The 24,531-nt window shown below is 40.9% G+C and carries 26 protein-coding genes; 7 read left to right on the top strand and 19 right to left on the bottom strand.

Annotation, left to right across the window (positions count from 1 at the left end; genetic code table 11):
* Positions 1–5: 5 nt before the first annotated feature.
* From fabI to OFO00_RS01440, 11 genes are all read right to left on the bottom strand, one after another.
* Positions 6–824 carry an enoyl-ACP reductase FabI gene (fabI, locus tag OFO00_RS01390; RefSeq protein WP_270864598.1) on the bottom strand — a complete coding sequence of 273 codons (819 nt, stop codon included), beginning with the start codon at positions 822–824 and terminating at the stop codon, positions 6–8.
* Entirely contained in the window at positions 821–1,522 is a 702-nt protein-coding gene (locus OFO00_RS01395) for a hypothetical protein (RefSeq protein WP_270864599.1), read from the bottom strand. The genes fabI and OFO00_RS01395 overlap by 4 nt, the downstream gene beginning before the upstream one ends.
* Complete coding sequence (locus OFO00_RS01400) at positions 1,519–2,211, bottom strand: triose-phosphate isomerase (RefSeq protein WP_270864600.1); 693 nt, start codon at positions 2,209–2,211, stop codon at positions 1,519–1,521. Before OFO00_RS01400 ends, OFO00_RS01395 begins: the two co-directional genes overlap by 4 nt.
* Complete coding sequence (locus OFO00_RS01405; RefSeq protein WP_270864601.1) at positions 2,208–3,419, bottom strand: phosphoglycerate kinase; 1,212 nt, start codon at positions 3,417–3,419, stop codon at positions 2,208–2,210. Before OFO00_RS01405 ends, OFO00_RS01400 begins: the two co-directional genes overlap by 4 nt.
* 1 nt (position 3,420) lies before the next feature.
* Positions 3,421–4,425, bottom strand: a complete 1,005-nt coding sequence (gene gap, locus OFO00_RS01410) for a type I glyceraldehyde-3-phosphate dehydrogenase (protein WP_270864602.1) — start codon at positions 4,423–4,425, stop codon at positions 3,421–3,423.
* Between the two features lie 81 nt (positions 4,426–4,506).
* The gene (locus OFO00_RS01415) at positions 4,507–4,764 is read right to left on the bottom strand and encodes a barstar family protein (protein ID WP_270864603.1); all 258 of its coding nucleotides are present in this window, start codon (positions 4,762–4,764) and stop codon (positions 4,507–4,509) included.
* The gene (locus OFO00_RS01420; RefSeq protein WP_270864604.1) at positions 4,764–5,213 is read right to left on the bottom strand and encodes a ribonuclease domain-containing protein; all 450 of its coding nucleotides are present in this window, start codon (positions 5,211–5,213) and stop codon (positions 4,764–4,766) included. The genes OFO00_RS01415 and OFO00_RS01420 overlap by 1 nt, the downstream gene beginning before the upstream one ends.
* A complete protein-coding gene (locus OFO00_RS01425; RefSeq protein WP_333720325.1) occupies positions 5,206–5,769 on the bottom strand; it encodes a DedA family protein in 564 nt (187 codons plus the stop codon). Before OFO00_RS01425 ends, OFO00_RS01420 begins: the two co-directional genes overlap by 8 nt.
* Before the next feature lie 32 nt (positions 5,770–5,801).
* Positions 5,802–6,374: a lipid-binding SYLF domain-containing protein gene (locus OFO00_RS01430; RefSeq protein ID WP_270861941.1), complete on the bottom strand. Its 573-nt coding sequence runs from the start codon at positions 6,372–6,374 to the stop codon at positions 5,802–5,804.
* Positions 6,375–6,393: 19 nt separating this feature from the next.
* Positions 6,394–7,947 (bottom strand): ribonuclease Y, encoded by a 1,554-nt coding sequence (rny, locus tag OFO00_RS01435; RefSeq protein ID WP_270859364.1) that lies wholly within the window; start codon positions 7,945–7,947, stop codon positions 6,394–6,396.
* Positions 7,880–8,497, bottom strand: coding sequence for a 5-formyltetrahydrofolate cyclo-ligase (locus OFO00_RS01440; protein WP_270864605.1), 618 nt, complete (start codon positions 8,495–8,497; stop codon positions 7,880–7,882). The genes rny and OFO00_RS01440 overlap by 68 nt, the downstream gene beginning before the upstream one ends.
* 81 nt (positions 8,498–8,578) lie before the next feature.
* Between OFO00_RS01440 and OFO00_RS01445 the strand changes: the two genes are divergently transcribed.
* The 3 genes from OFO00_RS01445 (at position 8,579) to OFO00_RS01455 (ending at position 10,960) form a co-directional block, all read left to right on the top strand.
* Entirely contained in the window at positions 8,579–9,166 is a 588-nt protein-coding gene (locus tag OFO00_RS01445; protein ID WP_270864606.1) for a TlpA family protein disulfide reductase, read from the top strand.
* The gene (gene ftsY, locus OFO00_RS01450; RefSeq protein ID WP_270864607.1) at positions 9,166–10,029 is read left to right on the top strand and encodes a signal recognition particle-docking protein FtsY; all 864 of its coding nucleotides are present in this window, start codon (positions 9,166–9,168) and stop codon (positions 10,027–10,029) included. Before OFO00_RS01445 ends, ftsY begins: the two co-directional genes overlap by 1 nt.
* A 217-nt stretch (positions 10,030–10,246) precedes the next feature.
* Entirely contained in the window at positions 10,247–10,960 is a 714-nt protein-coding gene (locus tag OFO00_RS01455) for a hypothetical protein (RefSeq protein ID WP_270864608.1), read from the top strand.
* A 23-nt stretch (positions 10,961–10,983) separates the two neighbouring features.
* Here the strand turns inward: OFO00_RS01455 and rho are convergent, their stop codons facing one another.
* The 4 genes from rho to acpP form a co-directional block, all read right to left on the bottom strand.
* Complete coding sequence (gene rho / locus OFO00_RS01460) at positions 10,984–12,339, bottom strand: transcription termination factor Rho (protein ID WP_270859359.1); 1,356 nt, start codon at positions 12,337–12,339, stop codon at positions 10,984–10,986.
* A 64-nt stretch (positions 12,340–12,403) separates the two neighbouring features.
* Positions 12,404–13,339, bottom strand: a complete 936-nt coding sequence (gene accA / locus OFO00_RS01465; RefSeq protein WP_270859358.1) for an acetyl-CoA carboxylase carboxyl transferase subunit alpha — start codon at positions 13,337–13,339, stop codon at positions 12,404–12,406.
* Entirely contained in the window at positions 13,339–14,553 is a 1,215-nt protein-coding gene (locus tag OFO00_RS01470; RefSeq protein ID WP_270864609.1) for a beta-ketoacyl-ACP synthase II, read from the bottom strand. The genes accA and OFO00_RS01470 overlap by 1 nt, the downstream gene beginning before the upstream one ends.
* A gap of 29 nt (positions 14,554–14,582) precedes the next feature.
* Positions 14,583–14,816 (bottom strand): acyl carrier protein, encoded by a 234-nt coding sequence (gene acpP / locus OFO00_RS01475; RefSeq protein ID WP_270859356.1) that lies wholly within the window; start codon positions 14,814–14,816, stop codon positions 14,583–14,585.
* A gap of 117 nt (positions 14,817–14,933) precedes the next feature.
* Here acpP and OFO00_RS01480 point away from each other — a divergent pair, with 117 nt between their 5' ends.
* Entirely contained in the window at positions 14,934–15,914 is a 981-nt protein-coding gene (locus OFO00_RS01480) for a helix-turn-helix transcriptional regulator (protein ID WP_270864610.1), read from the top strand.
* A 472-nt stretch (positions 15,915–16,386) separates the two neighbouring features.
* On the opposite strand, the gene OFO00_RS01485 is transcribed toward OFO00_RS01480, so the two are convergent.
* The 3 genes from OFO00_RS01485 to gpmI all read right to left on the bottom strand — a co-directional run bounded on the left by OFO00_RS01485 (position 16,387) and on the right by gpmI (position 19,367).
* Positions 16,387–17,001 (bottom strand): hypothetical protein, encoded by a 615-nt coding sequence (locus OFO00_RS01485; protein ID WP_270864611.1) that lies wholly within the window; start codon positions 16,999–17,001, stop codon positions 16,387–16,389.
* A gap of 127 nt (positions 17,002–17,128) precedes the next feature.
* On the bottom strand, positions 17,129–17,872 hold the full coding sequence (fabG, locus tag OFO00_RS01490) for a 3-oxoacyl-ACP reductase FabG (RefSeq protein WP_270864612.1): 744 nt from the start codon (positions 17,870–17,872) through the stop codon (positions 17,129–17,131).
* A 28-nt stretch (positions 17,873–17,900) separates the two neighbouring features.
* Positions 17,901–19,367 (bottom strand): 2,3-bisphosphoglycerate-independent phosphoglycerate mutase, encoded by a 1,467-nt coding sequence (gpmI, locus tag OFO00_RS01495; protein ID WP_270864613.1) that lies wholly within the window; start codon positions 19,365–19,367, stop codon positions 17,901–17,903.
* Positions 19,368–19,514: 147 nt separating this feature from the next.
* On the opposite strand from gpmI, the gene mraY reads away from it, so the two are divergent.
* The 3 genes from mraY (at position 19,515) to OFO00_RS01510 (ending at position 23,065) form a co-directional block, all read left to right on the top strand.
* Positions 19,515–20,576, top strand: coding sequence for a phospho-N-acetylmuramoyl-pentapeptide-transferase (gene mraY / locus OFO00_RS01500; RefSeq protein WP_270861953.1), 1,062 nt, complete (start codon positions 19,515–19,517; stop codon positions 20,574–20,576).
* Between the two features lie 9 nt (positions 20,577–20,585).
* Positions 20,586–21,806 (top strand): UDP-N-acetylmuramoyl-L-alanine--D-glutamate ligase, encoded by a 1,221-nt coding sequence (gene murD, locus OFO00_RS01505; protein ID WP_270864614.1) that lies wholly within the window; start codon positions 20,586–20,588, stop codon positions 21,804–21,806.
* Positions 21,807–22,231: 425 nt separating this feature from the next.
* Entirely contained in the window at positions 22,232–23,065 is an 834-nt protein-coding gene (locus OFO00_RS01510) for a hypothetical protein (RefSeq protein ID WP_270864615.1), read from the top strand.
* Between the two features lie 84 nt (positions 23,066–23,149).
* On the opposite strand, the gene OFO00_RS01515 is transcribed toward OFO00_RS01510, so the two are convergent.
* Positions 23,150–24,526, bottom strand: coding sequence for a murein hydrolase activator EnvC family protein (locus OFO00_RS01515; RefSeq protein WP_442867900.1), 1,377 nt, complete (start codon positions 24,524–24,526; stop codon positions 23,150–23,152).
* Between the last annotated feature and the right edge of the window lie 5 nt (positions 24,527–24,531).

Here is a 24,531-nt window from a genome sequence, read left to right on the forward strand (position 1 = left end):
AAGGATTAGTCTTTATCAATCGCTAGGATTGTGTTGCCCTCGTCATCGGTGGCGATGTCGCCCATGCCCATTATGTTATAACCGCAATCGACATAGTGGATCTCGCCCGTAACTGCGCTGGCAAAGTCGCTAAGCAAATACGCGCCAGATTTGCCGACTTCGAAAATATCCACATTTCGTTTGAGTGGGGCATTTTTTTCGTTGTATTTTAGGATTAGGCGAAAATCGCCGATTCCACTAGCTGCGAGAGTTTTAATCGGACCTGCTGAAATCGCATTTACGCGAATTCCACGCTCACCCAAATCGTGCGCTAGGTAGCGAACCGAGCTCTCTAACGCTGCTTTTGCTACGCCCATGACATTGTAATGTGGCACAAATTTCACGCCACCAAGGTAGCTTAATGTCAAAATCGCTCCGCCGTCATTTAATAGCGGTTCGACTGCATTTGTAAGCGCAATCAGCGAATAAACCGAAGTTTGCATAGCGATATTAAAAGCCTCTTTTGTAGTGTCGATAAATTTGCCATCAAGCGCCTCGCGTGGGGCAAACGCCACAGCGTGAAGCACAAAATCAAATTTGCCAAAATCTTTTTCTAAACTCGTGCGTAAATTCGCCAAATGCTCGTCGTTGTTGATATCTAGCTCATAAATTTTATCGCTTCCAAGCTCTGCCGCAATCGGCTCGACGCGCTTTTTAAGAGCGTCATTTAAAAATGTAAAAGCTAGCTCCGCTCCCTGCTCGTGGCAAATTTTCGCAATGCCATAAGCGATAGATTTGTTGTTTGCAACGCCGACGATTAGCCCTTTTTTACCTTTTAGTATCATTTTGCTTCCTTTTCTAAATTATCTAAATATTTTTTTGTTTGAGAATTTAATTTGTCATCATTTGTAAAAATTATAGGCAAACACTCAAAATCTCTGTGTAAAACATACCATTTTTGTTCCAATTTTTCGAACCAACCAGAATTAGCTTTAATTTCAGGCTTAAAGAGACCTGCTTTTACTATTTTTGATGCGACAACATGAAAATCATTTGATTTTAACTCAACGCCAATAGTTGTGTTAGTATCATATTTCTCAAATGTTATTTCGTATCTTTCCGGCTTTAAGTGCAATCTCATATATCCATATTCGATTTGTCCGATATATTTTGAATTTAAATAAATCTTTGTATATTCATTTTTATTAATTTTAATCAAACCATCAAATATTCCAAAATATAAATTTTCTCCGTCTGGAATTGGTTTTGTTGAACATTTGCCACGAAAACCTGTTCCTAATATATATAAATCGCTTAAACCATCTTTTATTTTGCTTGTCAAATTCTCTTTTGATAAATCGTTATATTTTTGCCAAATTTCCAATTCTTTTTTTAAAGAAGGACTGGCTTTGTCCCATGCAGCTTTTAATTCTTCATTTTGTTTGTTATAGGCATTATCTAACATCATTTGACCAGGTGTTCGACAGCCATAAAATAAAGAAATAATTATTGCAAAGAAAAAAGAAAATTTAATAATTTTCATTTTGCTTCCTTGATTAGATTTATGAAATTTTCTGCTTCCCAGCTAGCAGTTCCCACTAAAACGCCGTCGCAACTTGAAATCTGCGAAATTTCGGCGATATTTTTGAGATTTACGCTCCCGCCGTAAAGCAAAGGCGCCTTTGTTTTGGTGCGCAAAAAGCTTAAAATTTCATCAATTATCGCGCTAGTTGCAGTATTTCCCGTGCCAATCGCCCAAATCGGCTCGTAAGCGATAACCAAATTTTGGTAATCTAAATCGATTTTTTCTAGTTGCGAATTTAGGAATTCCTTTGTTTTGCCACTTTTATACACAGTCTCGTTTTCGCCGATACAAAAGATGATTTTATAGCCCTCTGCCTTTGCGAATTCAAATTTTCGCGCGATTAGTTCGTCTGTTTCACCCAAAATTTCGCGTCTTTCGCTATGTCCGATTAAAACGCAAGAAATGCTAAATTCATCTAGCATTTCTTTGCCGATTTCGCCTGTGAAACTGCCGTTTTGGCATGGATAGAAATTTTGTGCGCCTTGGATAAATTTGTGATTTCCCAAATTCAGAGCCACACTTGGCGGAAATACCAAAACTTCGTGCTTTGATAAAATTTCATCGCCTAAATTTGCATTTAAAATTTCGCAATAACGCTCGAAACTAGCCCTAGTGTGATTGCATTTTAAATTTGCGGCTAGTATCATTGCTCGCTATCCTCGATAGTTAGGACTTTTACGCCAGGAAGCTCTTTACCCTCGATTAGCTCCAAGCTAGCCCCGCCACCTGTGGAGATAAATGTCATATCATCGGCGTTTCCGGCTCTTTCGACCACATCGGCTGTATCGCCACCGCCCACGACGGTCGTAGCGTCGCTATCAGCGATGAAATGCGATATACGCATACTTCCGCGCGCAAATTTATCGATCTCAAACACGCCCATAGGGCCGTTCCACCAGATAGTCTGCGCATCATCAAGTGCCTCTTTAAAAAGCGCCACGGTCGCAGGTCCGATATCTAGCCCCATCCAGCCAGCTGGGATTTCTTGGACCGTTACACGCTTCATAACAGAATCTTGCGAGCAAGCAGGGGCTGCGATAGTATCGACTGGGATATAAATTTTAACCCCTAATTCCTTACCTTTGCGCAAGATATTTTTTGCTTCTTCGATCAAATCCTCTTCCAAAAGCGAATTTCCGATATCATATCCGACAGCCTTTAAAAATGTAAAAGCCATACCGCCACCGATAATGAGTTTATCGACTTTTGGGAGCAGATTATGCAAGGCTTGGAGCTTGCCGCTGACCTTGCTACCGCCAGTTACAGCGACGAAAGGACGCGCTGGGCGTTTGATCAAATCAGCGGCGAATTTAATCTCTTTTTGTAGCAAAAATCCAGCCGCTTTATGCTCGTTGTCGAAAAACTTAGTAACAGCCTCGACGCTTGCGTGCGCTCTGTGGCATACGCCAAATGCGTCATTGACATAAAATTCAGCGTAGCTAGCTAGTTTTTTGGCTAATTCAGTATCGTTTTTGGTTTCGCCCTTTTCGAAACGCAAATTATCCAGTAATAAAAGCTCGCCCTTTTTTAGCTCGCTAACTGCCTTACTAGCGCGCTCTCCTACGATATCATCGACAAATTTGACCTCGCGATCAAGTAATCTGCCAAGTCTTTTTGCCACAGGGCGAAGGCTAAATTTCTCCTCGTAGCCGTTTTTTGGGCGACCAAGGTGGCTTGCTAAAATCACGCAACCACCATTATCTAAGCAGTAGCGAATCGTAGGGATTGATGAGCGGATTCTGCGATCGTCTGTGATATTGCCAAACTCGTCCATAGGCACATTAAAATCGCATCTGATAAAAACTTTCGCACCGTCTGTGAAATTCAAATCCTTAATATCTAAAATTTGGCTCATTTTAACCCCTTTTTGACGCTGCGAAAACCGCTAAATCAACCAATCTGTTACTATAACCCCACTCGTTATCATACCAGCTTAGCACTTTGATTAAATTTCCGCCAATCACCTGCGTGCAATCGCTCGCCACTGCTGTCGAAAATGTCGAAGTGCAAAAATCGCTTGATACGCGTTTGTCATCATCGACGACCAAAATTCCCTTCATTGCGCCACCGGCATATTTTCTAAAAATTTCATTTAGCTCGTCAGCTGTGGTCTCTTTTTTGGTCGATACAGTCAAATCTACCATTGAGACATTTGCTACTGGCACGCGCACAGCTTGTCCGTGCATTTTGCCTTTAAGCTGTGGCAAAATCAGGCTGATTGCCTTGGCTGCGCCTGTCGTAGTCGGTATGATATTGCACGCTGCCGCACGACTTCTGCGGAAATCGCGTGATTTGACATCGACTAGGCTTTGGCCATTTGTATAAGCGTGGATTGTAGTCATCAAGCCCTTTTCGATACCTAGCTCATCATCTAAAATTTTAGCCACAGGGCCAAGTCCGTTTGTGGTGCAGCTAGCGTTTGAAATCACGCTCTCGCCTGCGTAGCTTTCGTGATTTACGCCGATTACATAAGTCGGAGTATCGTCCTTAGCAGGGGCGCTCATAACGACAAGTTTAATGCCGTTATCCAAAAATGGTTTGCATTTTTCTGTGGTTAAAAATGCTCCCGTGCATTCTAGCACAACTTCTGCGCCAAGCCCAGCGAAATCGAGCTCGCTAGCGTCTCTGGTGCTATAAACTCTGATTTTTTTGCCATCTACTGCGATGTAATCGTCGTTTATGATTTCAACTTTTTTATTAAATTCCCCATGAACTGTGTCGTATTGAAGCAAGTATCTAGTAAGGTCGCGTTTAGCGGTATCGTTGATAGCCACTAGCTCCACATCATCGCGATTTAGCGCGATTCTGGCTGCACATCTGCCGATGCGTCCAAAGCCGTTAATTGCAATTTTTGTTGCCATAATTTTTCCTTAAAATGAAATTTTAAAAATCTTATAATATTACAAAAATTTGGGTTAATTAACGGTAAAATGGATTAAAATTTAGCTGTTTTTGACGCTAAATTTCACGCCACTATCAGCAAAAACGCTTAGCAAAATTTCATAAAATTCGCCAAATTTGTCTTTTAAAATTTGGCCATTTTCTATGATAAATTCAGCGTCGTTTCTCTCGGTTAGCGCGTCATAAAGTGCGTCTAGATTTGTAATATAATCAGGCTCGAATTTTAGGCGTTTGGCGATGAATTTATAAAGCCCTGCTTTGCTTTTTACTTTGGCTGCGTCGATTGTGATTTGCTTCATTATTGCACCCTCTCAAAGCTCTTGTAATGGTCTTTTGTGTAAAAAATCAAGCCGTCGTTTGAAAACACTAGCCGTTTTTTACCCCTAGCACCACCCCTGTAATCAATATCAGCCTCTGTGTAAATTCTGCCCTTTTTAGCAGGAAGCGCGCGCTCGTAATTTCCAAATCTATCGCCACCGATCGATTTATCCTTCGCGTATGCGTGCAGATCGCCACCGCTCCAACCAAGAGCGTTTGCCTGCTTTTTGGTGATGAAATTTGAAGGCAGTTCTCCGTGCGCTTTGATATGCTCGCTCACGCACTCTTTGCTAATGCAAAGCTCGCTTACTGGCGTTTGTGCGCCATTATCTTGCGCGCTTTGCGAAATAGAATTTTTGCCATAAAATAAAAATAAAGCTAATGCTAAAACCCCGAAAATCAGGGCAAAATTTAGAAATTTTTTACTCACTTTTGATTCTTTTTTTGGTTGCAAATTTAAAATAGCAAATTATCGCTGCTACAACCAAAGCAAGGATTAGTGGCGCGATATAAGGTTTTTCTTTGATATGAGAGTAAATTTCTTGGACGAAATCCCCAGCATAAAAGCTCAAAAGTCCGATGATAAGCGCCCATACAAGCGAACTAACCGCGTTTAAAATGCTAAATTTCAAAAACGAGTATTTTGTGATACCAATGGCGATTGGAACCAAGGTTTTTAGCCCATAGATGAATTTTTGGATTAAAATTATCCTATCGCCGTATCGTTTGAATAAAATTTGCGACAAAGCCAAATTTCGGCGCTGTTTTTTTAGGTATGGCATGATATCTTTTTTGTTGTAGCGACTGACCCAAAACAGCCCCGTATCGCCCAAGAAATTTGACACGCAGGCTACGGCTATACAAACCCAAATATTAAGTTCGCCTGTAAAGCTTAAAATTCCAGCAGCCACCAAGGCGATAAATCCACCGCCCAAAGTGTATAAAAAAAGTAGTAAATATCCCCAAGTATGGAGGTTTTCAAACATAGAATCCATGAAATTTACCCGCTTAATCTAGCCTAAAAATTTCGCCCTAAAACCTGCATTAAAAGCCTGTATTCTTGTGTGGAAGTATCGAAAGCCACGCTATTTTTGGTCTCTATGACAGAGCCACCTAGGCTAACACCTGCGAAAAATCCACCCTTGCTTGTGAAAACATACATATCTTTATTTATCATATCAAGTCTGCCAGAATCCGCGCTGTAATTGCCAACCACGGCTGTCGCGTCGCCTGAGAGGGTGATTTGGGATTTTCGCATTTTATTTATCATAGCCTCACTCATCACGAAAATTACCAAATAATTATCCTCATAGCCTATTTGTAGCCCGATACTAGCGTTTGAAATATCCACAGCACTTACCTGACCGCCCTTATAGACGATGACGCCCTCGCCATACATTCCGCCTATGATAAAGCCTAGCTTTTTCACACTTGGGAAAATCAGCACAGCCTCGGCCTCATTAGCTAGGTATTTATACGCAGAGTTGCTTTTCATCACAGATGAATACGCACCCGCGCTATTTATCAAAAGCTCGTCCTCTCCAAAAAGTGCGCCCACAAAAAGCAAAAGTGAAAGTATGATTTTTTTCATTTTTTATCCTTAGTTAAATTTATTTAGCGATTTCGACTGCGCGCAGTTCGCGTATGACATTTACCTTGATTTCGCCCGGGAATTGCACCTTGTCTTGGATTTCTTCGGCGATCTCTTTTGCGATTAGCACAGCCTCATCATCGTTGATTAATTTTGCATTGGCAATGACGCGAATTTCGCGTCCAGCGTTGATTGCATAAGCTTGTTTTACGCCGTTTTTACCAAGTGCGATTGTCTCTATATCATTAACCCTTTTTAGGAAACTTTCCAATACTTCGCGCCTTGCCCCAGGTCTAGCCGCACTTAGCGCATCAGCTGCGCACACAGCGGCACTTTCTACGCTTGTAGCCTCCTCGTGTCCGTGGTGAGCGAAAATCGCATTAATCACGACTGGGTGCTCTTTATATCTGCGACAAACCTCTGCGCCCAAATCCACATGCGAGCCCTCGTATTCGTGTGTAAGAGCCTTGCCGATATCGTGCAAAAGTCCGGCTCTTTTGGCTAGTTTTGGATCGCCACCTGTCTCAGCTGCGATAATTCCTGCTAAATGCGCTACTTCAAGCGAGTGCGCAAGGGCGTTTTGACCATAGCTTGCACGGAATTTTAACTTTCCAATGAGTTTTAAAATTTCTGGGTGCAGTTTGCCAATGCCTAGATCCATAACGATATTTTCGCCCTCTTCTAAAATGCTCGATTCGAACTCATCGCAAACTCTTTTATAAATATCCTCGATTCTAGCTGGCTGAATTCTGCCATCTTCAATCAAAAGCTCGATTACGCGCACAGCGATAGCCCTGCGGTAAAGATTGTGTGAGCTAACGATAATTGCATTTGGCGTATCATCGATGATGACATCTACGCCCAGCGTCATTTCCAAACTTTTGATATTGCGACCCTCTTTACCGATAATTCGGCCTTTTAGCTCATCGTTTTTGATATTTACGACATTTATTAGGCGTTCAGCCGCAAACTCACCAGCAAAACGCGAAGTCGCCTGAGCGATGATATAATTTGCCTTTTTTCTAGCCTCTTTTTTCGCCTCTTCCTCGTGTTTGCGCACGATATGAGCGATATCTATGCGTGATTGTTCCTCGACCTTGCGCAAAATTTCATCTCTTGCCTCACTTTGCGTAAATCCAGCCACACGCTCTAAAACTTTCAGCGATTCGGCTAGTTTTTCCTCGTAATTTTTCTTTAAATTTACGCCCTCATCGTAGAGAAATTTAGCTTCATTTCTAGCATTTTCTACATCTGCTTTGCTGTTTTTAAGCACCTCTTGTTCGGTTAAAAGAGCCTGTTCTTTTTTGTTCAGTTCGTTGAATTTTTGGTTGTAATCTTTTTGGAGATGATTTGACTTTTCCTCGTATTTCTTTTTAGCCTCTAATTCAGCCTCTTGGACTGAAATTTTAGAATCCCTAAGCACGCCCTCGGCTTCGAATTCTATGGCTTTTGCCTTTGCTTTTGCTTGTTCAATCAATACATCGTAATTTGCGTTATTGATTTTTCTAGCTACCCCATACCCTATGCCAGCGCCCACCGCAAGAGCGCACAAGGCGATTAAGATCTCTATCATATTTTCCTCTTTTAAAGTAATTTTTGTTCGGAGTAATGTAAAAATCACCTACCACATCATGACTCAAAGATAAAATTTCATCTGTGAAACAATCCTCTAAGCTCACAAAAACCACGGCAGGTTTGTGTTTTAGACCTGAAAAAAACATATCATAATATCCTTTACCATGTCCTATTCTAGCGAGCCTTCCATCTACTCCAACCACTGGAATAACCGCTAGATCCACCTTGCCAAAATAGCCGTTTTGGGGCAGTGTTTCACGCAACCCAAAATGCGATTTGACAAAAGGAAGTCGCAATTTTACCATTTTTAGATTAATATCCGTTATACGCGGAAGATAAAATTCGCATTTTTTACCCATTAAATTTTTCAAAAACAAAATTTCGGGCTCGTATTTTAGTGGCAAAAAAATTAAAATTTTGCGCGCACCAAGAGCGCGGATTAAATTCGCAATGCGCCTAGAAATGATATACGAAGTGCATTTTGCTGAAATTTTGGCACGAAATTTAAGCCTAGATTTGCAAATTTTCCTAAATTCATTTTTTTCCACGATTTTAACTTTGTATTAAATTTTAACGGCTATTTTAGCAAGTTTAAGTATAATTCCACATCAAAATTTACAAGGCAACAAATGAAATTTAAAATTTTACTAGCTCTGTTTATGGGTTTTTTCGTCCTTGCTGGGTGCGAGAAAAAGGACGAGCAAAGCGCAAATAGCGAGCCAGAGATAACCCAAAGCGCCGAAAATGAAAATATCCCCGCAGAAAGCACCATTGGCACCAATTACACTGCGCCGTTTTCGCTCACATTTACAAATAATCAAATTTTAAATATGCAAAAAAACAAAAATGGTTTTAGCATAGAAAATGGCGGCAAAACCACGCTTTTTGCCTTTTTTGCTTCGTGGTGTGATGCTTGCACAATCCAAGCAAGCGCGCTTAATACGCTCGTGGAAAAATACGGCGATAAGCTCGATGTAGTGGCTGTTTTGATAGCTGATGAGATTTCATTAGACGAGCTAAAAGAGTATGAAAAAAAGGTAAAAGCCAAATTTAAAATAGCCTATGGCGAGGCAAATGATTTTTTCACAGGCACGCTTGGAGGCATTTCAGAAATCCCGTATTTGGTGGTTTATGACAAAAAAGGCGAGTTTAGCGCTCAATATTTCGGCTTGATTCCCGAAGAAATTTTAACACTCGAAATGGAGAAAATTTTATAATGTTTAATTTTTTTAAAAAAGGTCTTAGCAAGACGATCGAGGCTATGAAGGAGGCCCGCGGCAAAAGCAAAATTTCAAAAGATGTGCTTGAAGAAATGCTTTTAGAAGCCGATGTGGATTATGAAATCATCGAGGAAATTATATTTTATCTCCCGCCTAACGAATTCGTCGAAAAGGCCGATTTAAAGCGTGTAATGAAGACATATTTTATGTATGAACACGAAAATTTCACCCCTGCTAAGCCTTATGTCGAGCTAATCCTTGGCGTAAATGGCGCAGGCAAGACAACCTCTGTCGCAAAACTGGCAAATTTATACAAAAAATCTGGAAATAGCGTGATTTTGGGCGCGTGTGATACATTTAGGGCGGGCGCAGTCGAGCAGATAAAACGCTGGTCGCAAATCATAAATGTCCCTATCATCGCTACCGCGCAAGGCCACGACCCTGCGGCTGTGGCATTTGACACCATTAGCTCGGCCGTCGCTAAGGGGCTAGATCGCGTGCTAATCGATACAGCCGGCAGACTTCAAAACCAAAAAAACCTAGCAAACGAGCTAGAAAAAATCGTGCGTATCTCAGCCAGAGCCTGCGAAGGTGCGCCACATCGCAAAATCATCGTGCTTGACGCGACGCAGGGAAACAACAGCGTAATTCAGGCAAAAGCGTTTAATGAAATCACAAAACTTGATGGCATAATCATCACCAAACTCGACGGCACGCCAAAAGGTGGCGCGCTTTTTGGGATTGCGCGCGAGCTAGAAATCCCGATTTTGTATGTCGGCGTGGGCGAGAGTATGGACGATTTGATCAAATTTAACCCAGATGAGTTTGTCGATACCCTAGTCGATGGACTTTTTGAATAAGAAATTTCACCTTAAATTTGCAAATTTATAAAGCAAAAAATGCGAAATAAAATTTATGGGCGAGTTTTACTCGTCCATAAATTTACAATCACATAATGTGATTTGAAATTCTAAATTCACAAATTTTATCACCAAATTTTATTATTTTTTTTAAATTTAATCATACTATAAGGGGGGGGGATATAATGGTTTCTTTATTTCAATTTTAAGGAAAAAAATGAAAAATTTAACAAAACCATTATTAATTCCGCTATTTATCGGTTTATTTGGAAATGCTGCGGATACTATAAATCCATCAATATTAAAACCAAAAGCAAATAAAAACAATGTAATTCAAAATATTTTTACCTACGATATGCTCGGCGTAAATATTAAGTATTTGGAACAATTTACTGGTATTGCTAAAAAAATTTACGATTACGACGGAAAAAAGATTAGAGAATACCAAGTTAATAATTGCATCCTTTCAGCTTATGTAAGCAATAATGTTGTTAGATCGCTAGAACTTAATTTAAGTGATCAATGCACTTTTAATATCAACAACATATCTAGTGTGTTTGGAAATATGTTTGCGCACGAATTGACATTTGGTAAAATATTTAACAAAATTGGCGAAGATAGCGTAATATTCGCTACTGATTGTTTTGGAACTTGCGGAAATTTAGCTGAACCTTTAAATTATATATATTATGAATCACCGCGTTCAGATAATAACTTACAAATGAAATTTACAGGATATGGTAGCGAAGAATTTGACGGCGATATAAATAATATATTAGATTATAGTAATGCAAAAGAAGGAACAGATTATTTTATTGGAAACAAATTTTATTTTAATCCACAATACAATAAATACATACACGAAGAATTCAAAAATATCTACATAGATAAAATACATATAGGCTATGACATATTTTCAACAACATTATAAATAAAATTTGATTTATGAACGAGCTACTGCTCGTTCATAATTGATAAAAGTTCTGCGTTGTTTTTGGTTTTTAGGATTTTTGGGTATAAAAATTTCAGTGCCTCGACATCGTCCATAGTAGAAACCACAGAGCGAATAGCCCAAATTTTCTGCAAATTTTGCGCACCTTGGAGCAACTCTTCTTTTCTCGTGCCTGATTTTGTGATATTAATCGCTGGGTAAATTCGGCGATCGCTGATATTTCTATCTAGGATAATCTCGCTATTTCCAGTGCCTTTAAATTCCTCGAAAATCACATCGTCCATACGAGATCCCGTCTCGATTAGCGCAGTCGCCACGATAGTAAGCGATCCGCCGTTTTCGATATTTCGCGCCGCTCCAAAAAAGCGTTTTGGTTTGTGAAGCGCGTTGGCATCGACACCACCGCTTAGCACCTTACCGCTAGCTGGGGTTACGGTGTTGTAAGCGCGCGCAAGGCGAGTAATGCTATCGAGCAAAATCACCACATCTTTGCCGATTTCGACGGCGCGTTTTGCCTTTTCGATCACGAGTTCAGCCACGCGCACATGGTTAAACGCAGGCTGATCGAAAGTCGAGCTAAACACCTCACCACGCACACTGCGCTCCATATCGGTAACCTCTTCTGGTCTTTCATCTACCAAAAGCACTAAAAGCTCGACCTCTGGGTGATTTCTCGTAATTCCGTTTGCTAGCTCCTTCATAAGCTCAGTTTTACCTGTGCGAGGCGGAGCTGTGATAAGCGCTCTTTGACCCTTGCCAATCGGCGTAAAAAGGTCTAGCACACGACCAGTTAGCTTCATCGGATCGTATTCGAGCTGTAATTTTTCAGTCGGAAAAAGTGGAGTAAGGTTGTCAAAAAGCGGTCTTTCTCTGGCTTCTTGGATTGATTTGTAATTAATCGCTTCGATTTTTAAAAGCGCGTAATATTTCTCTTGATCTTTTGGTTCTCTGACCTGTCCTGTGACGATATCGCCCACACGAAGGGCAAATTTGCGAATTTGGCTTAGGCTGACATAAGCGTCATTTGCGCTGTCGCTAAGGTTTGAGTCGATTCCTCGCAAAAAGCCGTATCCCTCAGGCGTAACCTCTAAAATTCCAGTAAATAAAATAAATCCGCCCTGTTTTGTCTGCATGCGAAGTATCTCAAAGACGAGCTCTTGGCGGCGAAATTCGCGAGAATTTTCCACACCTAGCTCATCAGCGATTGCGACAAGGTTTTCTAAATCCATAGCGCGAAGCTCTTCGATTTGATATCCCTCTACTGGGACATGAGTTTTAGCATGAACTTTTTTCGTGTGATTTGGTGCTTGTGGGGCGGTTTGGGTTTGTTGGGTTGAATTTTCCTTAGTGTTTTCCATTGTTCCTCTTTGAAATTTGAAGATTTAAAATTTGGCGGTAAAAGGTAGCTGTAATTATAAAATTTTATTCCTTAAACGCACCAAATTTTAGAATTTTTTGTTGTCTGCGAGTGATAATCTCATCGATTGAGAGATTTGCTAGCTTGTCAAGCTCGGCTAAAACATAGTTTCCTAGCAGTTTCGCTGTGGCGTCTCTGTCTCTGTGAGCGCCCATTTTAGGCTCTTCTATGACATCGTCGATTAGATTAAGCTCTTTTAACTCCTCAGCGGTAATCTTTAACGCTTTTGTCGCTGCTTCGCTTTTTTCTGGATCGTTCCACAAAATCGCCGCACAGCCCTCTGGCGAAATAACTGAAAAGATTGAGTTTTGTAGCATTGCTAATTTATCGGCTACGCCGATAGCTAGTGCGCCACCGCTTCCGCCCTCGCCGATAACTACGGCGATTGTTGGAGTGCGTAGATTGCTAAGCTCGTATAAATTTCTCGCGATTGCCTCGCTTTGTCCGCGCTCTTCGGCGCCGATTCCAGGATATGCACCCGGAGTGTCGATTAAAAATAAAATAGGCAGATTAAATTTTTCGGCTAATTTCGCCACTCTTAGAGCCTTTCGGTAACCTTCTGGGTGAGGCATACCGAAATTTCGCTTTAATTTATTTTTTGTGCCACGACCCTTTTGTTCTGCGATTACGACGATTTTGCGTGTGCCGATGATACCTAGGTAGCACACAATCGACGCGTCATCGCGATACGCGCGATCGCCGTGGATTTCGTGAGCGTCTTTTAAAAGTGCTCTGATATAATCAATCGCATAAGGACGATCTGGGTGGCGGGCTAGTTGCAAGCGTTGGTATTCGCTAAGATTTTTGTAAATTTTAGCGACCTCTTTTTCTAAATTTTTGTTTAAAATCTCAACCGCGTCCTCATCGCCACGAATTTTTGCGTTGGCGATATCATCATCTATTTGTTTAATAGATTTTTCAAAATCAAGATAACTTGCCATTATTTCACTCTTTTGAAGATTACAGATCCGTTTGTGCCACCAAAGCCGAAATTGTTGCTCATAACGCAATCAATCTGTGCTTTGCGCGCAGTATTTGGGACATAGTCCAAATCACACTCTGGATCTTTTGAAATTTGATTGATTGTAGGAGGGATAATTCCACTTTCCATAGCTAGTAGGGCAACCGCTGCCTCGATCGCACCAGCTGCTCCAAGACAATGCCCGATTTGACCCTTTGTAGAGCTTACAGCTGGAACATTTGCACCAAATAGCTCTTTTAAAGCTGCTGTTTCGTTTCTGTCATTTACCGCAGTAGATGTGCCGTGAGCGTTGATATAATCAACCTTTGGTTCGCCAGCCATTTTGTAGGCCTTTTTCATAGCGCGAAGCGGACCATCAAGCGTAGGCGAAGTGATATGATACGCATCACCACTAGAACCATATCCGATAAGCTCGCCATAAATTTTAGCCCCTCTTGCAACTGCGTCCTCGTAAGTCTCCAAAACAAGCGCAGCCGCGCCCTCTCCCATAACAAAGCCATTTCTCTCCCCATCAAACGGTCTGCTTGCATGCTCAGGATCGTCATTTCTGGTAGAAAGTGCCTTCATAGCGGCAAATCCACCGATACCGACAGGGCAAATCGCAGCCTCAGCGCCAACGACTAACATTTTTTTCGCTTCACCGACTTGGATAGTTTTCGCCGCCTCGATGATAGCGTGAGTAGATGCCGCACAAGCTGTAACACTGGCCAAATTTGGACCTTTGAGATTGTGATAAATAGAAATAAATCCGCCTAGCATATTTACTAGTGCAGACGGGATAAAAAATGGAGAAATTCTCCTAGGACCACGCTGCAAACAGACATTTGAGTTGATCTCAATATTCGGCAAACCGCCGATTCCAGCGGCTGAGCTGATACCAAACTCATCAGCGTCAAATTCGCTAAATTTGGCGTCCTGCATAGCCTCTGTGGCAGCTTTTAGTCCTAGTTGAATAAATCTATCCATTTTCTTGATCTCTTTGCCGTCTTCGACAACCACGCTAGGATCGAAATCCTTAACTTCGGCTGCTATGCTAACTGGAAATTCGCTCGCATCAAAAAGTGTAATCTTGCCTACTCCGGTTTTTCCGCTGCAAATGTTTTCGAAACTACTTTTTTTATCAAGGCCAAGGGCTGTAATCATGCCAATTCCGGTTACTACGACTCTTTTCAAGATCAATTCCTTAAAATTTAAAATTTAAATTATTTATTTAAGCTTTCTACATAGCTTACGACATCGCCGATTGTTACTAATTTCTCTGATTCGCTATCTGGAATTTCGATGCCAAATTTCTCTTCCAAAGCCATTACTAGCTCAACTACATCTAATGAATCAGCGCCCAAATCTTCGATAATTTTTGCTTCTGGTTTTACTTGATCAGGTGCAACGCTAAGTTGCTCCACAACTACATCTCTTACATCTTCAAATGCTGCCATTTGGAACTCCTTTAAAAAAATAACTCGTTATATTATAATAAGTTTGCTTAAAGTATCGAAATTTAAACATTTTTACTATAATACGCGCCCTGACATTATAAAATTTGGAGTTAAATTTTGAGTAAAGATAGCTCGGTCAAACGCGTGATCGAAATCATATATGATTTGCAAAAAGGTAGTGTGCTAAATCTGGCGAATTTAGCGGATAAATACAGCGTCAGCGAGCGCACGCTAAGGCGAGATTTGGAGGTCATTAAAGAAATTTTTGGCGATATTTTCGTGCATTTAGGGAGTGGAAATTACCAAAGCTCGCAAAAAGCGATTTTTGAAAATATGCTAAATTCGAGCGAATTTTTTATGCTTAAAGAAATCATAAAACTCTCTCACAAATCCAGCCTAGAAATTTCGAAAAATTTAAGCAAATCCATGCAAGATAAAATTTTAAAAAACCTAGATGAAAGCCCATATATCTTTAAACACAAGCCTTATGAGGAAATTTTTGCTAGACGGGAAGTGTTTAAAATTTTAGAGCGCGCGATAACTTATAAAAAAGAAATTTCGTTTAAATACACAAACGCGGGCAAAATTTCGCACTTTACAATCCAGCCGTATAAAATAATGTTTATGGAGCAAAATTTCTACCTCGCAGGACTGCAAAAACGCCCGCACAAGCACGCGCATGTGATTTTTCGAATCGCGATGATGAGTGAGGTCAAATTTAGCGGGCGCGAGTTTAAGCGCGACCAAAATTACCTAGATTTTTTGCATTTCATAAACTCGCCATGGGCAAGCTATTCGCCGAATTTCAGGGCGAATTTAATCAAAGTAATTTTGCAAATCCCGCAAGAACACGCCAAGTATTTCAGGCTCAAAAAATTCTACCCCACCCAAGAAATCATTTGCGAAAACGACGACGGGAGCATAAATGTCGAATTTAGCGTGACAAATTTCGCCGAAATTTTAAACATCATCAAGCAGTGGCTTCCGCGCATAAAAGTCCTAGCCCCGCGCAAACTAGAAGGTATGGTAAAGGGCATAGCTAGGGATTTTTATGAGAATACGCACGGAAATTTACCGCCACAAAAGGCGAAATTTTAGCCGAATTTAAAAGGCTAAATTCAGCCAAAATTCCCTACGCAAATAGGCGAAATTCTGTTTCATTTCTGCCCCCAAACTACCGCCCTAGCGAGCATATCAGCCTAGTCCAAACAAGCAAGATCAAGGAAAAAACTTATAAAACCTTACCTAGGATTTTAAATAACTTTAAGGCGCGCAAAACTCGCCAACGCCATAAAATTTCAACTTTGCGAAAACTAAATTTGAAATTTAATCTTTACATTTTAAACTATAAATTTTGCACTTTAACCCACTCAGGTTTCAAGCCTGATTCTGGTTATGAGCCAGATGAGATACACAGTCTCTAAAAGATTTAGCAGATCTTTATAGTTTGTTAGCGCGCCGTTTTTGCCAAGTGGCGCTTTCTTGGTCTCCTTTTTCGCTCGTTTTCGATATGCTCGCTAGGGCGGTATCAAATCTCAAATTTCGCCCTATTTCGCAAACCTGCGCGAGGTTAGATTTCAATCATTGTTTTGGCGTTGATTTCCGAAAGGCTCAAATCAATCTCGCTTAAAAGCGTGACTAGCTCGTCTTTTTGCGCGATCGCTTTTTCCAAAGTAAGTGGCGAGATAATTTCGATTTTATAGGCATCGCGGAAACTTTTTAGAGTTTGTTCGATCGTATCTTTTGGCAAGGTATTTTTGGCTGTGCCATAGATAGATTCTAGCGTTTTTTGCGCCTTTTCCTCGGTTTTGGCTTCCTCTTTTTCCTTGATTTTCGCCGCCTCATCAAGGTAAGCAATCATCATAGATAATTCATCGATCCAGGCGCTCACAATGCCCTTGTATTCGATAGCCTCGATGATAGATAGCTCTTCTTTGCCGATTTTAATGGTGTTTTGCACATTTGCCTTAGCAACTGCGCTTTTTAGCGCGCGTTTTTTCTTGCGCAAATCCGCCCTGCTATCTAGCACGCCATTAGCGTATTTTAAGAAATCTTGCGGAGTTTGGTTGCTAGCATTTACCAAAACGCCGTTTATTGCGACTTTGGCTAATTTGTAATCCCCGCCTTGCAACTTTTTATCAATCAACTTAATCTGGGCCAACGCTCTTGTGAGTGAAATTTCCATTTTTTGCTCCTTGTTTTTGATTTGGAGCAATTTTACATGGATTTTTTGTCATATTGTGTCAAAAAATAAAAATGTAGAATTTTAAGAAGAAAATTTAAAATTTTGCCGAAAATTCGGCAAAATTTGGTTACATATACAATCCGCCGTTGATTTTAAGCACATCGCCAGTGATATAGCTAGCATAATCGCTAAGCAAAAACGCCACGCCGTGCGCCACATCTTGCGCGCTTCCGAAGCGTTTGAGCGGGATATTTGCCTCGTAGTTCGCTCTGACCTCATCGCTTAGAGCGTCTGTCATATCAGTAGCGATAAAGCCCGGTGTCACGCAGTTAAAGCGCACTCCGCGACTCGCGCCCTCTTTGGCGAAACTCTTGCTCATCGCTATCATACCGCCCTTGCTCGCGCTGTAATTCACCTGCCCTGCGTTGCCCATTTCGCCGACGATTGAGGCGATATTTACGACTGCGCCGAAGCGTTTTTTGCTCATTACTTTTAGCGCCTCGCGTGAGCCGATGAAAGCCGAAGTGAGATTTGCGTCGATTACGCCGGTGAAGTCTTCTAGCTTCATACGAAGGGCTAGTTTGTCGTTTGTGATACCTGCGTTATTGACGAGGTAGCTTAGCTCGCCGTCGCTCTGAATTATCACATTTATCGCTTCGATAAACTCAGCCTCGTTTGTCGCGTCAAATTTCACCACAGCGCCCTCGCCACCATTTGCTCGAATTTCTTCTAAAAGCGCGTCAGCTAGCTCAGGCTTTGAGCGGTAGTTGATCCACACTTTAAGCCCCATGCTGGCTAGCACTCTGGCGATATCTGCGCCGATTCCTCTACTTGCGCCTGTGATTAAGACATTTTTTCCACTAAATTTCATTTTTTATCCTTTCTTTGAATTTCAAATTTTAAAACAGCGGCTCGTCCATTTGCGCTGGAATTTCAAGCCCCATTAGCTTTAAGATAGTTGGTGCGACATTGCTAAGCCCAAAATCCCTCTTTAACTCGCTCACGCCCTGCGCGCTTACGAAGCAAAACACATCAAAAGTCGTGTGGTTTGTGAGAAGCTCGCCCTGTGCCCCTCGCATTTGCTCGCAGTTGCCGTGATCTGAAATTTGCACATAAGCGTAATCAAATTCCTTTGCCTTAGCGTAAATTTTACCCAGACACTCATCTACCGCCTCGACTGCCTTAACCGCAGCGTCGAAGTTGCCTGTGTGGCCGACCATATCGCCGTTAGCGAAATTTACCACGATAAAATCCTCGCCCCCCTCGATACCCTTTATCACAGCCTCGCACACAGCGTGCGCGCTCATAGCAGGGCATAAATCATAGGTCGCGACTTTTGGGCTGTCGATTAAAATGCGGGTTTCGTTCTGCACGCACTCTTCGCTGCCGCCGTTGAAAAAAAATGTAACATGGGCGTATTTTTCGGTCTCGGCGGTGTGGAGCTGTCTAAGTCCCGCGTCCGCGATGACCTCGGCAAGAGTATTTTGTAAAATGTCCTTTTTGACAATGATCGGAAATGAAAATTTCGCGTCGTATTCTGTCATGGTGATTAAATTTCGCACGCAAAATTTACGCTCAAAGCCCGTGAAATCCTCCATACTCAAAGCTTGGCAAATCTCACGCGCCCTATCATTTCGGAAATTTACAAAAATAATTCCGTCATTTTCTCTAATCCCGTCAAATTCCCCAAAAATCGCTGGCTCGATAAATTCGTCCGTAATGCCCTTCTCATAGCTTTTGCGAGCATACTCGCTTGGGGAGATTTTTTGCTTCTCACCCTCGCCCATTAGCGCAGCATAGGTCTTTTGCACCCTTTCCCAGCGATTGTCCCTATCCATAGCATAAAACCGCCCGCAAACACTTCCTACGCTAAATTTCGCTTCCAAAGCTTCCAAAAACCCTGCCCCGCTTGTGGGACTTACATCGCGTCCGTCAGTGATAGCATGGGCAAAAACCTGCGCGCCAGCGTCTTTTGCTATCTGGCAAAGCGCGTCGAAATGGCGCATGTGCGAATGCACGCCACCGTCGCTATAAAGCCCTATGACATGCACCCTAGGGCAAATTTTTAGCAAATTTACGATTTCTGGCGCAGTTTTTAGGGTGTCATTTTCTATCATTTTATCAATTTTGACTAGATTTTGATACAGCACGCGACCGCTTCCAATCGTCATGTGCCCGACCTCAGAGTTTCCCATTTGCCCCTCAGGCAAGCCCACTGCAAGCCCAGATGTGCGAAGTAGCGTATTTGGCACGCATGAAAAAAGCATATCGTAAGTCGGCTTTTTGGCTGCGGCAAAGGCGTTGAATTCGGCACTTTGGTTGCAACCTATGCCGTCAGTTATCACAAGAATTGTTTTTTGTTTCATAATTTTCTCCTAAATTCAATGCGGACATTGAAATGTCGCATTATACTTTTTTTTAGCAAAAATCACAAAATTTAAAATTTAAAAGCTAAATTTTACAAAGAAAGTATTAAAATAATCGGTTTTAAAATAAAATTTAAAAGGCAAATTTTGTTATATTATATCTACCAAATCACAAATATAAATTTCTTTCAATACACCACAGCGCGCGCTGGAATCGCGTTTTTCATAGCTTTTATTTTAAGCGTGTATCTAATGCCACGCTTCATATCTTGGGCCAGAGCCAAAAACGCCTCCCAGCCTATCTACGACCTAGCCCCGCAAACGCACCAAAAAAAGTCCAAAACCCCCACAATGGGCGGACTTGTCTTTGTTTTTTCAGCGATTGTGGCGAGTGTTTTGTGCGTGAAATTTAGCATTTTCACAATCTGCGGTTTAATCACGCTAGCTGGGTTTTGCGCGATAGGATTTAAGGACGATTTGTCTAAAATTTTGGGTGCCTCTAACCACGCAGGGCTTAGCCCACAAACCAAACTTTTACTCCAAAACGCCCTAGCTTTGGGGATTTCATTTACGCTGTATATTTTCAGTCCGCTTGGTGGCGAGCTGTATTTGCCTTTCGTGAAAAACCACATAATAAATTTAGAATTTTTCGCCATTGTATTTTGGATGATAGTTTTCAGCGCGAGCTCAAACGCTGTAAATTTAACCGACGGCCTTGACGGGCTAGCCACAATTCCCTCTGTTTTTTCGCTAGCTAGCCTTGGTATTTTTGCCTATTTGTGCGGACACGCGATTTATGCGCAATACCTGTTTTTGCCAAAAATCGCAGGTGTGGGCGAGCTAAGTATCATCATCGCAGCCCTTATCGGCGCGCTTTTTGGGTTTTTGTGGTTTAACTGCTACCCAGCCGAAGTTTTCATGGGCGATAGCGGAAGCCTGAGCGTGGGGGCGTTTTTAGGATACTGCGCGATTGTTACAAAAAATGAATTTTTGCTAATTATAATCGGATTTGTCTTTGTAATGGAGACATTGAGCGTGATTTTGCAGGTTGGAAGCTTTAAAATGTTTAAAAGGCGAATTTTCCTTATGGCGCCTATTCATCACCATTTCGAGCTGAAAGGTTGGAGCGAAAACAAAATCATAATTCGCTTTTGGATAATCGCGCTAATGGCAAATTTAATCGCGCTAACTTCGATAAAATTACGATAAGGAAACAAAATGAAAAAATCACTCTTTGGACACGGCACCACTACAAAAGCGTTAGCAAAAAGCGGCGGTTGGGACATTTATGATGATAATTTCAAAGCAGGCGAGACCAAATTTGACGAATTTGGCAACGCGCTTTTGGCCCCTTGCCTTTTTGATCCCGCAAAAAGCGAGCTAGAAATCCCAAGCCCAGGATTTCCCAAAGAGCATAATCTAATAAAAACCGCTAGGAATTTAATCAGCGAGTATGATTATTTCGCAAATACTGCGCCTTTTAAAATTTGGATTAGCGGGACAAACGGCAAAACCACAACCACGCAGATGACACAGCACCTCCTAGCCCGCCACGGCTCGCTTATGGGTGGAAATGTGGGCACGCCACTTGCGCTTTTGGATAAAAATGCCAAAATTTGGATATTAGAGACTAGCTCATTTACGATTCACTACACACGCACCGCGCACCCTGGAATTTACGCGCTTTTGCCAATCACCCCAGATCATCTTAGCTGGCATGGCAGTTTTGCTGAATACGAGCGCGTCAAACTCTCGCCACTTCTAGCTATGAGCGAGGGTTCAGTCGCATTAATCCCAGCCGTGTATGCCAGTAGCGAGGCTGTGAAAAACTCGCGCGCAAGGGTGATTTGCTACGAAGATGAAAATGATTTGGCGGCCAAATTTGAAATCGAAATTGAAAAAATTTCATTTAAAACGCCGTTTTTGCTAGACGCTATCTTAGCCCTTTGTATCGAAAAAATCCTCACAGATCACGCTAGTGTGGAGCTTTTGAACGAATTTGTAATCGAGGCAAACAAACTAGAAGAATTTTTTGATACAAAAAAACGCATGTGGGTAAATGACACAAAAGCCACAAATATCGATGCTTGCGCGCAAGCCCTTAAACGCTACAATGACAAAAAAATCCACCTGATTTTGGGTGGCGATGATAAGGGCGTGGATTTGGAGCCACTTTTTGCGAGCTTTGCGCCGTATGATTTGCAAATTTATGCGATTGGCTCAAACACCGATAAACTCGTAAATTTATGCGAAAAATTTAAAATTCCGTGCATTAGGTGCGAATTTTTGAAAAACGCAGTCGCCAAAATAGATGAAAATTTCTCTGGTGTGGGCGAAGTCGCACTTCTAAGCCCAGCTTGTGCTAGCCTAGATCAGTTCAAAAGCTACGCCCAACGGGGAAATTTATTCAAAGAATATGTGGCAAATTTAGCCCTTTAAACACTGCGCCGAAATTTTTGCAAATTTAGAAATTTTAAATTTCTTACTCGTAGATTACTTCGTCGCTTCGCTCCTCGCAATGACAAATTATTAGGCAAAATTTACGCCGAGTTTGTCATTGCGAGAATTTTGCATAGCAAAATTCGTGGCAATCTACGACTTTAAAATTTAAATTTTGCAAATTTGCTGTCATTGCAAGAAAACGAAGTTTTCGAAGCAATCCAGTCAAACGGCGAAGCTATTTATTAAAAAGCAAATTTACAAATTTAAAACGCTTCACGGCATTGCTGGATTGCTTCGAGTTTTTCAAACTCTCGCAATGACAACGAAATTTACAAAATCATAAATTTAAAAACAGAATTTCGTATCGTGTATAAACGATACGACCTGAATTTAAATTTGCAAAGGAAATAAAAGGATTAAAAATGAAAAAGAAAGTTAAAATTTTATCGAGTGTTTTATTTGTGATTTTGTTGATACATTTATCGCTATTGTATTTATTAAATTTAAAAGTAAATATAGCCGATACATACTGCTATAATTTAAGCGATGAAGAAATAGTGCAAAATTTTCTTAAAGATTCGTTTTTGCAAAAAACAAAAAACGACGATATTGAACCTAAATTTTATTTAATTGGCGAAAATCCAACAACACAAGAAGTTTTGCAAAAACTAAAATATATTGTGGAAAATGATACCAATAAAACCCAAGAAATAATCGAACGCAAATATAAAGACGCAACAAAAAAAGTTATTATTAGTGAGAATTTAAATATTTTACAGGCTTTAAATAAGCATTATACTTTAAAAAACATTAGCGAAAATATTGTTTCATTTTCAAGAGAAAAGTGGCGTTGGGTTGTAAGTGATGTTCCGCTAGATACAGCAATGACTGTCGGCGATTATTATACCGATATAGAAGAAGGAAAAGGTGTAATTTCTATTTATGGCTCAGACGCTTTTATTTTTCATAAAGAAAATTCGTCCGTAGAAATAAAAATGTATAAATTTTATTACCCAGATTATCCAAATTATATTGAATATATGATAGTAAATGGCAATATAAAAAAGAAATATGAAAGTTTTGAAATAGATGATTTAAAAAAAAGAATAAATTTAGATTTACAATACTATTTAGAAGACTATCTAAAAAATGGAGCAAAATCAAATAATTCTTACAAAAACTTTCACCACGATTACATAAAAGTGAATAGTTGCGGTATTGCAAAAAACAAAAAACAAAATTCTGTTATTTATTAAATTTTAATAAAAATTAATTTTTTGTTACAGCTTCGATTTTTTATAAAATTCTTGCAATGCCAAATTTAGACATTGCAAGAAAATCTATTTAAGCGAAATCAAATCTAGCGGGTTAATGTGGTAGTTTTGTTGCGTTACTTCAAAGGTTAAATCCGAGCTAATTCTGCCGATCGTGTAGCCCTTTTTGACCGAAGAACCCACGCGCACAGTGTTTGGGATCTGATTTAAATGCGCATAAATCGTGTGGATTCCGCCCGCATGCTCGATGATGACGACCTTATCTAGCACGGCTGTTTCTTTTGCGAATACGACCTTGCCAGCTAGCACCGCTTTTACCTGCGTGTCGCCACTTTTCGAGCCTAGCACGATATTTTCGTTAAAAAGCTTGATATTATACACAGGATCGCTGTAATTGCCAAATTTACGCTTCACATACGCCCCGTCAAGCGGTGCAGAGGTTTTCGCGCCGGTGTATTTTTTCACACGAGAGGATTGGTAGCTAGATCCATATTGTTTGACCTTGGTGTTGATTTTGCTAACTCTCTCATCAGCTGGCTCGCTAGGCTCAGATTCAGGCTCTGGCTCAAATTTAGGCGCGGGCGGAGCTTCTTTGCCAGCTTTTTTGGCGGCGGCTTTTTGCTTTTCATACTCTTTTTTCTTGGCTTCAAGCTCTTTTTGTTTGGCTTCTTTTTCTTTTTTCTTTTGCGCTTCTAGTTTGGCTATGCGTTCCTTTTCCGCTTTTTCAGCTTTTTCGCGCTCCTCTTTGTCATTAATGATTTTAAGCTCGGCTAAGGTCTTGGCAATCGCGTCTTGCTCGGCGTTTAGCTTTTCGAGCTGGGCGATATAGCTATCTTTGTTTTTTTGCAGGCTAGCTACTTTTTCTTTTTGTGCGTTTTGCTTTTCACTCAAATTTATCTTTTTTTGGCTATAACTTTCCATATTTTCGTTGATTTGAGCGATTTTTTTGTTTTGTTCGTCGATGAAATTTTTATTATTTTCATAATCCTTCATTAGCTTATTTAGCTCGCTATTCATCACACTCTCTAATCCACCCAAAACCTCGCTAGCCACGATAGAATCAGGCGTAACGCTGGAATTTGTATCGCTGATGAGATCAAATGAGAGCTCTTGGGAGATGATTTGAACAATTTTGTTTTCTAGCTCGCTTTGCACGCTAAGCAAGGTTGCGTTTTGCTTTTTGAGATTTTCTAGCTCTTGCTCTTCGTTTGCGTATTTTTCTTTTAGCTCCTCGATATTTTGGCTAAGCTCTTTTATCTCATTTTCACGCTTTTTAAAATCGTTTTGTTCTTGCACGATTAAATCAGCGATTTCATCGATTTTTTTAGACAGCCTCATCTCCTCTTGCTTGGAAGTTTTCAGCTCTTTGTTGCTTTGGGCGATTTTTTCCTTCGTAGTCGGTGCGCCGTATGCGAAAAACGCAAGCGCGCACAGTATCATCAAACGCT

It is taken from the genome of Campylobacter sp. VBCF_04 NA7 (assembly GCF_027737405.1).
Classification (GTDB): Bacteria; Campylobacterota; Campylobacteria; order Campylobacterales; family Campylobacteraceae; genus Campylobacter_B.